At 36.7% G+C, this 16,427-nt stretch carries 8 protein-coding genes; 5 read left to right on the forward strand and 3 right to left on the reverse strand.

What is annotated here, in order from left to right; all coding sequences use genetic code 11:
• Positions 1 to 15: 15 nt before the first annotated feature.
• Positions 16 to 1,206, reverse strand: a complete 1,191-nt coding sequence (locus tag AC0L5Q_RS14060) for a helix-turn-helix domain-containing protein (protein ID WP_473609869.1) — start codon at positions 1,204 to 1,206, stop codon at positions 16 to 18.
• A gap of 746 nt (positions 1,207 to 1,952) precedes the next feature.
• Here AC0L5Q_RS14060 and AC0L5Q_RS14065 point away from each other — a divergent pair.
• The 5 genes from AC0L5Q_RS14065 (at position 1,953) to AC0L5Q_RS14085 (ending at position 13,560) form a co-directional block, all read left to right on the forward strand.
• Entirely contained in the window at positions 1,953 to 3,635 is a 1,683-nt protein-coding gene (locus tag AC0L5Q_RS14065; RefSeq protein WP_473609873.1) for a hypothetical protein, read from the forward strand.
• A 300-nt stretch (positions 3,636 to 3,935) separates the two neighbouring features.
• The gene (locus tag AC0L5Q_RS14070) at positions 3,936 to 8,822 is read left to right on the forward strand and encodes an Ig-like domain-containing protein (protein ID WP_473609876.1); all 4,887 of its coding nucleotides are present in this window, start codon (positions 3,936 to 3,938) and stop codon (positions 8,820 to 8,822) included.
• Positions 8,823 to 8,833: 11 nt separating this feature from the next.
• Positions 8,834 to 9,343: a PEP-CTERM sorting domain-containing protein gene (locus AC0L5Q_RS14075; protein WP_473609880.1), complete on the forward strand. Its 510-nt coding sequence runs from the start codon at positions 8,834 to 8,836 to the stop codon at positions 9,341 to 9,343.
• A gap of 197 nt (positions 9,344 to 9,540) precedes the next feature.
• The gene (locus tag AC0L5Q_RS14080; protein ID WP_473609884.1) at positions 9,541 to 10,995 is read left to right on the forward strand and encodes a sulfatase-like hydrolase/transferase; all 1,455 of its coding nucleotides are present in this window, start codon (positions 9,541 to 9,543) and stop codon (positions 10,993 to 10,995) included.
• Between the two features lie 186 nt (positions 10,996 to 11,181).
• The gene (locus tag AC0L5Q_RS14085) at positions 11,182 to 13,560 is read left to right on the forward strand and encodes an agarase (protein WP_473609888.1); all 2,379 of its coding nucleotides are present in this window, start codon (positions 11,182 to 11,184) and stop codon (positions 13,558 to 13,560) included.
• A 93-nt stretch (positions 13,561 to 13,653) separates the two neighbouring features.
• Here AC0L5Q_RS14085 and AC0L5Q_RS14090 read toward each other — a convergent pair whose 3' ends face one another.
• Positions 13,654 to 15,003 carry a sensor histidine kinase gene (locus tag AC0L5Q_RS14090; RefSeq protein WP_473609892.1) on the reverse strand — a complete coding sequence of 450 codons (1,350 nt, stop codon included), beginning with the start codon at positions 15,001 to 15,003 and terminating at the stop codon, positions 13,654 to 13,656.
• Complete coding sequence (locus AC0L5Q_RS14095; protein WP_473609895.1) at positions 15,000 to 16,376, reverse strand: sigma-54-dependent transcriptional regulator; 1,377 nt, start codon at positions 16,374 to 16,376, stop codon at positions 15,000 to 15,002. The genes AC0L5Q_RS14090 and AC0L5Q_RS14095 overlap by 4 nt, the downstream gene beginning before the upstream one ends.
• Positions 16,377 to 16,427 lie beyond the last annotated feature (51 nt).

A 16,427-nucleotide genomic window follows, 5' to 3' on the forward strand; every position in this document is an offset into this window, starting at 1 on the left:
CTTACACAGCAGAATTTATTTTTTCCCCAATAATTTCTTTTGATATTGTAGCGGGCTTAAGCCCGTTACTTTCTTAAATAATGTACTAAAATAACTATAGTTTTTAAAGCCAACAGCAATGGACGTTTCATTTACTGAATGTTCTTTTAATAAATCTTGTGCCAGCTGAATTCTATAGTTTGTAATATATTGGTGTGGAGTTTCACCCATCACCTTCTTAAATGTTCTAATTAAATAAGAGTCGCTAACATTACTATGTAGAGCTATTTCAGAAAGCTCTATATCTTCATGATAATGGTTTTCTATGTAGTTAATCGCTTTATCAATAAGCTCTTTATTGCGCTTTGTTGGTCGAATACCGTTGTTCGGTGAGGTTTCTAATGGATCATTTGTTTTTACGAGATCAATTTCATTAGTATTTTGATGAAATGTAAATACATCTGCTGAAATACTTTCTTTTTCTTTATTAGTTAATATTTGTTGTAACTCATTTTTTAGTTTTTTTGTCTGAGTTTTCATTTTCTTGATGTCTTGATAAATGATCCAATACCAGCATGAAACCGTAAGATAAGAAACAATATATAAAGGCCAAAATTGCTTGGAAAGTTCGCCGCCAATAAAGGATAGCCCAAATACAAGCGAGTGAATTAAAAAGAGTAATGTAGGTACCTTTTTCTCTTTTTTTATTAATTGATGATAAATAAGGTAGCTGTTGGGGATAACTAACAAGATGAGAGTAACAAATATTAATACATCGCTGTACGTTGTATCTGTAATCATGAGAGGCAAGATATAACCATACTTTACATCAACAAGAATTTGTAAGGTAGAACCATCTTTAACCACAATAAAAAGTAACGAACCCACTAAACCCACTAAATATGCGGATAGCGTAGTAACGCGATTTATCGTTATATTACAACAGAGTAAATTAACGATTAACATAGACGGAATACCAATAGAAAATAAAATTAAAAACCGAATATACATAATGGAATGAGCGGTATTGATATCACCGTAAAGCTGTAATTGACGGCCAATTAACCATATTGCAAAGCTGACTATTGTAATGGCATGAAGTGAAAAGTGACTAATAATATGTCGACGAACTACAGAGAAATATACCAATACCAACAGTAAAAATGGCCCTGTGATCATTGGCGTAATAGTGTAAAAAATTGAATCTAGGGGAATTGAAAAAAACATCAGCGTATTAAAAGCATGGCGTAAAGAACATGCTTATTTATCATGATAAACATATTATTTTTGCTTTTGAGGTAATAAGTGAAAAAAGTGTTTTTATATATGTCCATATGCCTAGTTTTTTGAATGAATCTATCTTATGTATAGCAAAGTAACTTCGTTGTGGTAGCCAATATCATCAAATTATTCTATTAAAAATAGTTTTTATCTGTATTTATGTCTGTGGATTAAATAACCCAATCAGTTCAGTTCATCCATTAAGTTGTTCTAATTTATCAATCTGAATTCCTTCTTCAAGATAGTAAATTATTTTCAATAAAATATCTCTATAAAAAGTGAACATTAAATTGTTAATTATGAACAAAAACATTATTTTTTTTGAATTTAAAATAGTGTTTTATGTGTTTTTATTTAATTAAGATGTTGTTATTTAAAGTTTAATTTTGTTTGTTCATTTTTGTTGATGAAATGAGTTATCTACTTTTATTGTATCTGTTTTTCACGTTTACTTTGATTTTTATTTAATGTAGTTTGACAAAAGACTGTTAGAAAATGAGTTAATAAATATCTTTCTGATGACCTGAAATTGATTTATGTATGATTATTTTTTGTATCGTATTTTTGTTTGTAAAAACATTTTTGTATAAAGAGACATAACTTATTAACTCTAAAGTAAGCGTATAAAGTTACTGTAGAGTTAACGATAAATAACCTGAGAGTTTTCAACTTAATTTGAGATATAAAATAAAGTGAAAATAATAAATATTAAAGTAACTGTTTTTGCTATTTGTTTGTTGTTACTCGTAGTAGCGAATACACAAAGCAATGCTAATGCCCAAATTGAGGTAAAGCAGCAGGTTGGTGTTGCTACAATTGAAGAAGAGGTTAAGGGTTATTTAACACTTATTGATGAAACTTCTCATATAAATACCACCTATATATCAGGTAAAACAATGTACGTATCCGTGGCTTTTGAAGCGGGTAGTGGTAATCAGGTTGATGGTTCGGGTATACAGTTTTTTTTACGTGAAATGACACCTGCTTGGGAGGTGGTTCATGATATTAACATTCACGATTCAACAGTTATTGGTGATCAAAATGGAACGTCAACTGTTGCAATTTCATTAAACGGCATTAAGCCTACGGCTGATCTCTCGGCGGGTAATTTCTATTTTTTATTTGCCTCATTTATAAGTTCAGATGGTATTACTCATAGTATTGATGGTGTTGGTAACATCAAAATTGAAGCAGATCCTACTATCGTATTAGCATCATTAACGCTAGATAATAAATATAAATATTATAAGCGCTACACGACTGATGGCACTATTGATGTTGTGGCTAATTATAATGCGGGTACCGGACATACAGTCGCCAATGTAAATGGTGGTGTACGTTTTATGTTACGTGAAATGACACCCGATTGGTTGGTGGTTAACGACTTCGTTGTGGCTGATAGCCACACTATAGGTACTCAGTCGGGCATTGCAATGGCGAGCATATCATTGGCAGGTGTAACACCAACAGCTGATTTACCTGATGATAATTTCTATTTAATATTCTCGGTGTTCAAATCTACAGATGGAAACTTATATAGCATTTCAGGTGTAGCACCTATTTATATTGTTGCTGGTGATGGTCGTTCAGACAATAAAATAGTGGAGCCGTTATTATCTCTTGATAACAATAATAAATACTATCAAACCTACCATACAGATAAGACGATTGATGTCGTAGCTCACTATAATGCAGGTAAAGGTCATACGGTAATGGGCACTCATGGTGGCGTGAGTTTTATGTTACGTGAAATGACATCAAATTGGACCGTTGTTAAAGATGTTGTTGTGAATGATATGCATGCAGTAGGCACTCAATCAGGTACAGCAAAGGCGAGTATTCCATTGAACAAGTTAACTCCCACCGCTTATTTACCTGCAGGAAACTTTTACTTTTTATTTGCTAGTTTTGAATCTTCAAATGGTAATAAATATGACATTCCTGGTATTACTCCAATTAATCTTGTTTCTGATAATGGAGATCATACTCCTTCGCTAACACTCAATGATAAGTACAAATATTATCAAACCTATTACACCGGCGGAACAATTGATGTTGCTGCTAAATATAATGCAGGAGAAGGACATAAAGTTACTAAAGCACGTGGTGGTGTACGGTTTTTATTACGAGAGATGACGTCGAGCTGGGTCGTTGTTAACGACATTGTTGTGGATGATAGCAGTGCTATAGGCAATCGCTTAGGCACAGCAAGAGGTAGTATTCCACTAGTGGGCGTAACACCTACGGCTAACTTACCTGAAGGCAACTTCTACCTTTTATTTTCTATTTTCGAATCAACAGATGGTAAAAAATATAGCATTTCAGGCATTACCCCAATCGAAATTGAAGCAGAAACTAATAGCCTCAAGCAGTGAGGTTAGCGATTAAGTATTTATTTAAAAAGAGTTTCATGACTCTTTTTATTAAAGGTCATTATTTTTTAGTGCGGTTACACTTTTAAGGAAACCGAGAGTAGCGTTTGATATTTTGTAGTTATTAGATCACCCACTGATTATTAATGAAATATAACTGATAGTTTTCATAGCTATGAATAAGTGTTTGTACCATAAAATAAATAGTTAACAATTAATTGTTAACTATTTGGTGTTTGTATTTAAATACGGCTAGGTAAAACTATTCAATAATAACGATAATTAAAATGATAAAGGTGTTATATGAAAAGGAACTATATAAGTCAGTTGATCATAGCTTCCTCATTAGGTTTTACTGTGAGCTCAATCGCAGTGGAATCTGTGAAAGTAGATATCAACTTAGATATTAAACATGAAGTTAGAGGTGTATCAGATTTCAATCGTAAAAAGCATATTACGGTACATGCAGCATTAACAGAAGGTGATTGGAAAGGCGAAGCTGACACCATGAACTACTTAATGAACGACCTAGATGTTTACTTTGGTCGTGATAACGGTATGGCATCGTGGATTTTTAAGGCTACAGGCCAAGATCCTAACAATCTAGGTAAGCCTGATATTGCTGATCTGAAAAATTTTGGCCAATGGCATAAAGATAATATGTACGACAATTTGCCAGAATCCATACGAGCATATGAATCTCGTTCTAATGAAATGATTATGGGTATTACCCCACATGGTCCATTTCCTACACAGTCATATTGGCCTAACGATTTAGCAGGTAAAGATGATGAAGCAGGTAAGTATGTACTTAGGCATATTGCCGATGGCGCAGAATGGGTGGGTGAATACCTAGATCAATTTTTTCGTAAAAATGGTGAAAGCAGCGGTGTGTTAATGCCTAAATATTGGGAAGTGATTAACGAACCTGATATGGATATTAACGTAGGTCGTACTTTTGTGATGTCGAGTTTTGAGCAACTTTTTGAATACCATAATCTTGTTGCTGAAGAAATTAAGAAAAAATTACCTGAGGGTCAACGTCCGCTTGTAGGAGGTATGACATGGGGACTTCATGATTTAGAGCAAGGCGATTTATCAGAACGTTTCCCTACGCAAGAAAGAGCCGTGAGATCTCGTTATGCATTTGAAGAGGGAGATTTAGAAGACTTTTTACAATCGATAACGTCTTCAAATTACTGGGCTACCCAAGATGAAAAATATTTTCAGTGGGATGCCATTTGGAAAGGCTTTATGGATGCTTCAGGCGAAAATATGGATTTTTACTCAATCCATTTATACGACTGGGCTCAAATGGGTGATAACCCACGACAAGGCAGTACCTTCCGTCGAGGTATGAAAACTGAAGCTATTTTAGATATGGTGGAATGGTACGACGCGCAAGTTAACGGTAAAGAAAACTTAAAACCTTGGGTTATTTCGGAATATGGTGCAATAGCATCTAAACATGCCAAATTAGAATTTATTGGTAACGATTATCGTTATGCCGATTGGCTGCATTTAAGAACATTTAACCAAATGTTCATGCAAATACTAACGCGTCCATCTCAAGTGCTTAAATCCATGCCATTTTCACCAATCAAAGGGGCGTGGGGGTTATTAACAGGTCCTAACGGTGAAGCTATTCGTTATGAAGCATCATTAATGCAAACCGATGAAGCGCTTGCTGAAAATTATGACAATGCTGATTGGTATGTAACTGATAAAATTCAATGGTATGAATTATGGTCAGACGTTAAAGGTACTCGTGTTGACACTCACTCAAGCGATCCCGATGTACAAGTTGACGCTTATGTTGACGGTAATCACACATACTTAATTCTAAATAACCTTGAATGGTACAACATTCCTGTAGATTTATCGTTCATGGGTAACAATAGCAATTCAGTAAAAAGTGTGAATATGAAACATTCATATTTAGCTGAAGGACTAAGTGCTGTAAATTTAGGTCGTCCAGTCTTGGCTAAAGCTACGCTAGATGGCTTGCCTGAAAGCGTAACATTAGAACCTGGTTCAACGATCATTTTAGATATTGAATACAATCAAAATGTATCAATAACATCAACAATGGTTGAGGAAAAATACTACGGAGAAAGTTTAGCTGGTGCAGGAAAAGGCGCTGCTGCTAAAGGTCAAATCCATCGTATTACTGGCACAAGTATGACGGGTAACATTAACGATGTGCCTGTACCTACAAATGGTGAAGCTACATTAAGAATTGCTGCTGAATTTTATCCATTTCATGCGTCAAAGCCCACTAATAATAGCTTTACCATTAACGGACATACACTTGATGTTCCAACGCAAATTAATCCAAATGCTAGCGGTGTAATGACCGAACATTTCGATTACATGGGACCTGAAGTTGATGAAGGTAGCGTATCATTAAATTTAATTGAGATACCTGTACCATTAGAATATTTATCTGAAGATAACGTAATTACGGCCAATGTAGCATCTGCACGAGCATTTACAGCAATAAGCCTTTCTTTATGGACTACAGATAAAAATCTAAACAGAACGACTCCTGAAAGTTGTGACCCTTGTACTATCGCAACTGATTTAACCATATCAGGCGAAAGTAATGTCTTTATTAAAGAGACTATTGCATTAACGGCGAACATTTTACCTATCGATGCGCAAAGTAAAACCGTTAACTGGACAAGTTCTAACGTTAACATTGTAGCGGTTGATCAAAACGGTCTTGCAACAGGTACAGGCGCGGGTACAACAACAATAACAGCAACAACTGCAGAAGGCGTATTGATTGCAGAGCATGAAGTTACTGTAGTTACGATTGAACTGAGCAGTGTTGATATTAGTGAAGAGAGCGCTGATTTAGGTCTGAATGAAACACTACAGCTTAATGTAAGTGTAGCGCCATTTAACGCAACTAATAAAAAGGTTACATGGTCTTCATCTAATGATGCTGTTGCTACTGTATCTACCAATGGATTAATTACAGCAGTTGGTACAGGTAATGCCATTATTAAAGCTGAAGCCGTTGGCGGAGGTGCTAGTGATACTGTTAGCGTTAATGTGACCAGTGTTGCGGTAGAGGCTGTCGACTTACCAAGCATCGGTGTAATTGTACTGCCAGGTAGTTATCAAGCTAATGTGAGCTTTACACCAAATAATGCAACAGATCTGTCTGTTAATTGGAAATCAGCGAATGCTGGTATTGCTTCAGTAGATACCTCTGGGCTTATTTCAGGCGTTTCTGCTGGCGCAACAACCGTTACGGTTACGTCAAACGATGGTAGTCATGAAGACAGTATTATTGTTAACGTGATTGATGAAATCGATGTTACTGCGACACCTGTAGAAATTGAAGCTGAAACTATGAGCAATACCGGCGGTGCATTTGCTGGATTTGTTGCGAGCGATGAAGGCATAAATACTAACCAAACGGGTGATTGGGCTGAATTTGAGGTTGAGTTTGAACAAGCCGGAGTTTACCGTTTTATTCTTGATGCAGGTACGCCTACTGCTAGCGGTACGGGCGTAGAAGTATTCATTAATGGTGTTTCTTCAGGATCGGCAGATATTCCTTCAACCACTAGCTGGGATATTATGCAAAGCACGATAGTGACTAACAATCTACTTGTACCTACTGTGGGTACGCATACTATCCGTATTCAAAGTATTGGTGAAGAAGGTCTGTGGCAATGGAATGCTGACAAAATAGCGTTTGTATTACTGAGTGGATTAAATCCCGCGCTAGACCCTGACGGAGAACCGACAGATCCAACTGACCCGTCTGATCCATCAGACCCTGCAACCCCATCACTAACCCTTGATGACGCCGCTAAATATTTATCAACCACTTATTATGTTGATGGTACGCTTGATGTAGCTGCTAATTTTCAAGCAGGAACAGGACATAGCGTAGAAGGTGAATTGAATGGTGTTAAGTTTTTCTTACGGGAAATGGACGCAAGTTGGGCAGTCGTTAAAGATACGTTAGCGTTTGATGCAACAACCGTAGGTAAACAATCGGGCACAGCTACCGCAAAAATATCATTAGCGGGTCTTACACCAACTGCTGATTTACCTACAGGTAATTTCTACTTCTTATTTGCCGCGTTTAAATCAAGCGATGGCATTACCTACAAAATTGGTGGTGTACAACCTATTACAATCAAAGCCGAAGCCACTCCTGTTGAAGCATCATTAACGCTAGATGATGATAATAAATATTTAACAACCACATATACAACTGGTGGAACACTGCCCGTAACGGCTAACTTTGAAGCAGGTAGTGGTCAAACGGTTGCAGCTGACTTGAATGGTGTTAAGTTTTTCTTACGGGAAATGGACGCAAGCTGGACATTAGTTAAAGACGTATTAGCCTACGATGGCACTGCTATTGGTAAACAAAGTGGTGTTGCGAGCGCGAATATCTCATTAGTGGATGTTTTACCTTCAGCTGAATTACCTAGTGGTAACTTCTACTTTTTATATGCCGCTTTTCAGTCGACTGACGGTACGTTATATAAAATTGGAGGCGTTCAGCCAATCAATATCCTTGCTGTTGATGAACCTACAGAGCCAGAAGAACCTGTGGATAATGGAGAGCCGGGAGTTACGGTTGATGATGTAAACCAATACATTAGTACGGTATATCCAAAAGGTGGAATATTAACATTAACCGCTAAATTTGAAGCTGGCGCTAATAATACCGTGGTATCAAGTTCATTTGCAGGTGTAACAGGTGGTATTCAGTTTATTTTGCAAGAACTACGAGAAAATGGTTCTCAAGTAAAACGCGTTGTTGTGGGCGAGTCATCTTCAATTGGCCAACAAAATGGCTGGTTAACAGTTGATATTCCATTAGTACATCCAACTCAAGGCGACTTAAAAGCGTCAGACGAGCTGAACGCCGGCCACTACTACAACCTAACTGCACGTTTTAAATCGTCTAATGGTAGTACTCAGTTTTTAAGTAATTTATCTCCTATTACTATCTCTGCAAATGTAGAGGTTTTAGGCGATATGGACAACGATTCTGATGTAGACACCTTAGACGTACGTTTGTTTACGACAATGGCCAGAAACAACGAAATAACAGATTTACGTTACGACTTTAACAACGACGGTGTTGTAAATACGCGCGATGTTCGTGGTATTACCGCGTTATGTACACGTAGCCGATGTTCAATTAATTAAGGGTATAGATAATGAAAAAAGTAATATTAACATTTTTAACGTTGTTAGCGTTCAACGTTAATGCAGGTTTAATCACCACCACAAGCGACCAAGTTACCTATAATGCAGGTGATACGGTATTAGTTGATTTATTTATTAATGAGGCTAATCCGAGTATTGATTGGTTACAAGTTGAATACTTGTTTAACAATACAGAATTGTCATTCGAAGGTTTTAGTATCACAAATGAAGTATTTGATAATACATACTATGACGATATTTTTGCCGATGTAGATTTACTCACCATTCAAGTCGGTTTTTTAGCTGACTGGAGTAACTTTTTAGGTACGTCATTCCAGTTAGGTCAGCTTGAATTTACGGCATTAAGTAGCAGTGTTAGTGCTGATTTTACACTGGCGGATGTTTTTGCTGAAGATAAAGACTTTAATCCTGTATCGGTACAAGCCGTGCCAGAGCCATCGGCAATTGCTTTATTTGCTTTAGGGTTATTGGCATTGCGTCGTTATCGTGTAAAAGGTTAATGATTAATAAGTAATGATTAATCATTCATTAAAAGGAGCCGTTAAAATGGCTCCTTTTAATCGTTATTTTTGTAGGAAAAACAATATCAAAAGATAGACTTGTTATTTTATTTAAAATTGATTGTATATTGTTGATTTTTTACTATGTAAGGCAAGTAAACACTAATAATCATTTAAGTTAAATAAAGAGATATAGTATGTTAAATAGTCGTTTTTTAGTTCAGTTGCTAGCGCTTAGTAGCTTGTTTTTTTCCTCATTTTATTCAATAGCAAGTGATGAACGACCGAATATTATTGTGATTTTAGCAGATGATTTAGGTTACAACGATGTGGGTTTTACTGGAAAAACAGATATACAAACCCCTAATCTTGATAAGTTGGCGAGCGATGGTGTTATTTTTAAAAATGGTTATGTTACTCACCCATACTGCGGGCCTTCAAGAGCAGGTTTAATAACGGGTCGATACCAAGCCCGATTTGGTATGGAAAATAATGTGTCGTACTCACCTAACGACAAATACATGGGATTACCGTTAACAGAAACTACATTTGCTAAACGTTTACAAAAAGTGGGTTATAAAACGTCTGTTTTTGGTAAATGGCATCTCGGCGGAGCACCTAAATTTCAACCGAACAAACGTGGTTTCGATTATTTTTATGGCTTTTTAGATGGCGGCCATAACTATATGCCAGAGCAAGTTCATGTAGGCGGAGATGGTTATTCACTACCTATCATGCGCAACCACAAGCCTGCTGAATTTGATGAATACTTAACTACAGCATTAAGCCGAGATGCCACGCGCTTTATCGCTGACAATAAAGACCAGCCATTTATGATGTATTTGTCATACAATGCGCCGCATTCTCCGCTGCAAGCACCTGAAGAAACAATCAAAAAATATAGCCATATTAAAAATCCAAAGCGTCAAATTTATGCAGCAATGGTTGATGAAATGGATCAGGGCATTGGTATGATTATCGATGCGTTAAAAGAAAGTGGTGAGTTTGATAATACGCTAATATTTTTCCTTTCAGATAATGGTGGCTTGTATCCTGATACTTGGTGGCCAACGTTTGATTGGGCAGATAATTCACCGTTTCGTCACGGTAAAGTGGCCTTGTTAGAAGGTGGTGTACACGTACCATTTATTGCGCATTGGCCTAACCAAATTAAAAAAGGTCAGGTTTTTGAAGGCCTAGTTTCTTCGTTAGATATTGCTGCAACTTCAGTTGCGTTAGCCGGCGCAGATGATTCTGATGGTTTATTAGATGGTGTTAATCTAGTACCTTTTGTTACAGGACAAAATAAGGGTACTCCACATAAAGCATTGTTTTGGCGTTTAGAAGAAGCTGATAATATTTGGGCTGTACGTACGCTTACAGGAAAATATATGCAGCAAGGTTTACCTGGTGTAGATCGCGCTTATTTTGATATGGTTGAAGATCCCACTGAGCAGCATAATATTGTTGATCAACGTCCTGATGAGCAAGCTAAGCTTGCCGTATTATGGAACGAATGGAATAAAAAGAATCAAAATAACCTACTGCATCAAGCAAACGAATATAAAAAAGCACGTGATGCTTTTTACGAACAACTTCATCAAAAAAATATTGCTGATGCTAAAAATCAAAAAATTTATACCATTAAATAACTGATAAATAATAAAGATAAACCATTTATTGAATGGCCGTAATCCTATTAGGTTACGGCCATTTTTTATCACCAAATTTTTATTAATAAAAAATTATTTAGATAAAAAATTCACATGCATGCTTATTGATGAGAATATAGTAAACAATTAACAATATTTTATGTGAATTATAATAAAGGTTATAAAATGAATAACTTTCAAAATAAAACGTGGCGCTATTATTCAATATTGCCCGCGACTCTAGTTTTAGTTACTGCATGTAATCAGCCAGACAATACACTTGTTCAAAATGCCACTATGCCTGAAGAAGTTAAGTTAATAGACTTTGAAGATGGAAAAATACCTAGCTACATTAAAGCTTATAACGGTAGCAGCGAATTAACCTCAGGTAATAAAGGCATCGCGGGCGATTATGCTTTAACTGTAAAACTATCTACCCAAGAAAATAAGAATGCAGGTTTGTCGTTAACACCTGAAAAAGCATGGGACTGGAGTCAATATAAAGATTTTCATATTGCTTTTGATGTGGCTAATTATGGCGATGAGTCTACAGAGCTAACCCTTGGTATGAGTGATATTAAAGGACAATCTTACAGCCGTGTAATGGTAGTGCCTGTTGGCGAGGCTATTACGGTTTACGCTAAAATGGACGGTCATGATCAATTTGACCCATCGTGGGGTGGTAAAAATGAATATAATTTTGAATCAGGTTTTCGTTCTAATCCTGTAACTTGGCAATCTAACGATCAACAAGTGGCTTCTTTATGGGGTAAAAAACATTTAGACCTAAGTGGTATTAAACGTATTTCTTTTAGCGCCAATGGCTTAAGTAGCGACCGACAATTTACGATTGATAATATTCGCCTCAGACCCAACCCTAAAATGGATACGGAATTTTTAACCGGCGTTATTGATAAATTCGGACAAAATGCAAAAGTTGAATACGAAGGTAAAGTGCATTCAGAGAAAGAGCTAATTGCCCAACGTGATAAAGAATTAGCCAGCCTTAAAGGTGAGTTAATGTCTGACCGTTCTAAATTTAGTGGTTGGAAAGATGGCCCTCGTTTAAAAGCGACAGGTTTCTTCCGCACAGAGAAAGTAGACGGGAAGTGGTGGTTAGTTGATCCAGAAGGTTATTTATACTTATCAACAGGTATCGATATTATTCGTTTATCAAATTCATCTACGATGACAGGTTACGATTTTGACCAAAAGCTTATTCCTCAACGCACCGCTGATATGTTGTTAGGAGAAGATGATCTACCACTAAACCCAGCACCTAAAGAAGCTTTACCCACAAGGCATATTGCTAACGAAATTCGTGCAAATGTTTTTGAATGGTTACCAAATTATGATGATGATTTAGGTAATCACTTTGGTTACCGCCGAGAAACACAATCAGGGCCATTAAAGCATGGTGAAACATTTAGTTTTTATAGTGCCAACTTAGAACGTAAATATGGTGAAACCACAAAAGAATCCTATTTAGACCAATGGAGAGAAGTTACCTTAAAACGCATGGTTGACTGGGGATTTACTTCGTTAGGTAACTGGGCTCAGCAAGAACTATACAGTAATACCCAAATTCCATTTGTAGCGTTCGCTGATATTATTGGTGATTTTGATACTCTATCAAGTGGCTTCGATTTTTGGCATGGCGTACCGGATCCATACGACCCTAAATTTAAAGAACGCTCTCTTGCTGCTGTTAATCATGTAGCGTCACAAATTAAGAACAGCCCTTGGTGCATGGGAGTTTTCTTAGACAACGAGCAAAGCTTTGGACGTAGTGATGGCGGCGAAGGTCAGTACGGTATTATCATCAATACATTAAAACTAGATGCTGAAAAAGTTTATGCGAAAGCCGCATTTACTGAAATAGTTAAGAAAAAATATGAAACGATTGATGCACTAAATACTGCTTGGAAAAAAGACATTGCGTCATGGGAAGCTTTTGCAAAAGGGATTGATTCAAGCTTTACCACAGAGCAACAAAAGCAAGATTATAGTGAATTACTTTATGCATATGGCGATCAATATTTTGATACGGTAAAACGCGCATTACGTTCGGTATTACCGCATCATTTATATTTAGGCTCTCGTTTTCCTGGTTGGGGACGACCTATTGAAATAGTTAAATCGGGTGCTAAATATATGGACGTAATTACCTACAATACATACGACGAAGGTTTAGTACCAAGCGAATGGGCATTTATGGAAGAAGTTGATGCTCCGGCCCTAGTAGGCGAATTTACCTTTGGTGCAACCGATGCAGGGCATGTACATGGTGGCCTTTCGTTAGCGGCAAACCAAGAAGATCGCGGCCTTAAATTAAAAAACTATATTTATTCAATCGCTGACAATCCTTATTTTGTTGGAGCACATTTATTTCAATATTCAGATTCACCTATTGCAGGGCGAGCTTATGATGGCGAAAACTATAATAATGGTTTTGTTAGCGTAACCGACATACCTTATAAGAGCATGGTTGCCGCTGCAAAAGAGATGCATCAAAATATGTACAAACGCCGTTATTACGGTAAAGACGCCATGAAAAATAAATAAGAAATTAAATAAACCTGAATTTGGTAACGGGTATAAACGTTATGGCTATGGAGATATAAACTTCATAGTTATAACGTTTTTTTATTTTCGTCGCTAAAAAATTAGCTCAATCGTTGTTCCTGTATTAGGCGTAGACTTCACAGAAATTTGTCCGCCATGTGCATGTATAATCTGCCTTGTTAAACTCATGCCAATTCCTGTTCCATTGCGTTTGGTCGTAAAAAATGGTGTGAATATGTGCTCTAATACTTTGTCTTCTATACCACTACCATTATCTTTGATCGCGATAACTATATGGTTATTACGCATAGTTGCTTTAATATTAATAATACCTATTGTGTTATTTTTACAAGCCTCTGCCGCGTTATTAATAACATTAATTAGTACTTGTTCTAGTTGTTGCTTATCTGCTTGCACGTTTAAATTTTCAGGGATGACTTGCGTATGCATTGTGATATTTAAATCAGTAAGCTTAGGTTGTTGTAATAGGGCTACGGAGGTTAACAACTCTGTTAAGTTAATGGTTTGAAGGGTAGGTGTTGGCAGCTTACTCAGTTGTCGGTAGCTATCAACAAAATCCATTATACCTTGGCTACGATTGGCTATAGTGTTTAACGCTCGCTTGGTGTCATCAAGCTCTTGCTCAAGTGTTTCGGCTGGTAAGGTCAGCAAATTGGGTTGTGTTAATATATCGCGGCAGTTATCCGCTAACGAAACAATAGGCGTTATCGAGTTCATCATTTCGTGGGTGAGTACACTAATTAAATTTCGCCATGCTAAATATTCTGCCTGATTAATTTCCTTGCCAATATTTTCAATAGTTACAATGGTTTGAGTTTTATTTGCTAACATAATTTGATTAGCGGATAGTTTTAAATTGTAAGCAACACCTTCGCGATACATTTTATGCAACGCATAATTATTATCAGCTAGGCTTTGTAATAACGGTGGTAGTTCGCTAAAACTTATGGCTAAGTCGTGAATAGTGGAGGGCGACTTAATTGCTAATAATCGACTTGCTGTATGGTTAAAAAGGGTTAATCGCTGCCTATCATCAAAAGCTAAAATAGCGATAGGTGCCTGCCTGATAATGCTTTTTAAAAAACTATTTTCTGTTTGTTCGTTAACACGATTTTTTTGAAATGTATCAACTATGGTGTTTAAGCTAGCGGCTAATTCTTCACTAAGGCTATTACTAGTATAGTGCTGAGAAAAGTCTTCATGACTGGCAGCTTGAAAAAACACTTCAAGTAGTTTTAATTGCTTTTCCCAAATATAAATTATGGTGATAATTAATAAAACCGCAATACCAATCAAAACAAGTTGGCTGAAATAATATTGAGGTTGTTGAACCAAGGTATATATTGCTAATAATACTAATGAATACAGTGTTATTAGACTGAGTAATTTTACGCGGTAACGCCAGCGGAATTTTAGTTTCATAGATTATACTTCTTAATGCGTCGGTAAAGAGAGGTGCGAGTAATACCTAGTTCATCCGCTGCATGGCTTATATTGCCACCGTGTTTTTCTATTGCGTGATTAACTGCAGATTTTTCGATACGCTCAAGGTTGCAGTCGGAAAAGCTGTCTTTATTTAAGGTTTTGTTGTGAGCGGTTAATAAAAAATCTTGTTCAGTAAGCTCTGAATTTTCAGACAAAATAAGTGCACGTTCTACCGCATGGGCAAGTTCTCGTACATTGCCCGGCCAACGATAGCGTTTTAGGTTTTTAAGGGCTTTAGCATCAAGTGATTTTTTGTCAAGTTGATACTTACGCGTATAGCGCGAAATAAAGTGTTGAAGTAAAAGCGGAATATCTTCTTGGCGTTCACGTAAAGGTGGTATTTGTAGTTGTACGGTGTTGATACGATAGAATAAGTCAGCACGAAACAAGCCTTCATCTACTAATTGTTGTAAAGGCATATTGGTAGCGCAAATAAGTCGTACATCCACTTTAATGACTTTGTTTGAGCCTAGCGGTGTTATTTCTTTTTGTTCAATAACGCGTAATAGTTTGGCTTGTAAATGTAAGGGTAGGTTGCCTATTTCATCAAGAAATAAGGTACCACCTGCAGCCGCTTGAAAACGGCCTGCGCGATCACTATTTGCGTCAGTAAATGCACCCTTCACGTGGCCAAATAATTCACTTTCAAATAAATTTTCGGGCACTGCGCCTAAATCAACACTGAGCATAAGATGGTCAGCTCGGTTTGAATGACGATAAATCTCATGGGCGATAACTTCTTTACCAGCGCCATTTTCTCCTAAAACCAGTACGTTAGCATCGGTTCTCGCTGCTTTTTTTGCAATCGTTAATAATTGCTGCCATGCGGGAGATTGGCCAATAACGTCTGGATTTTTTTGTTGCTGCTCTCGTTGAAGCGCTTGTTGGCTAATATTTAGCTGCTTAATTTGCTTTTTAGATTCACTCAGTAATAAGGCAGAATTTAAGGTGGCGAGTAGTTTAGTGTTTTTCCATGGCTTTAATACAAAATCAGCAGCACCTTGTTTTATTGCTTTAACTGCAAGTTCAACATCTCCGTAGGCGGTCATCAAAATAACAACAGCGTTTGGCTCAATGGTTAATATTTTATTAAGCCAATGTAAGCCCTCATCACCCGTATTTAAACCGATAGCAAAATTCATGTCTAACAGAAAAATATCGAATGGGGTTTCATTCATGTTTTTTTCTATTTGGTTTGGATCTGTCAGGGTAACTATTTTTTGGTAATGGCGTTTTAAAAATATTTCAGCCGCCAATAAAATATCGGGGTCATCATCAATTACCAAAATATTAGCCTGATTTTTATTCATTATGTTCCTTACTTATTTTATTAAAACCTAAAGTTGCTTTCTGAAAAATTA

Source organism: Pseudocolwellia sp. G5-9 (assembly GCF_055808995.1).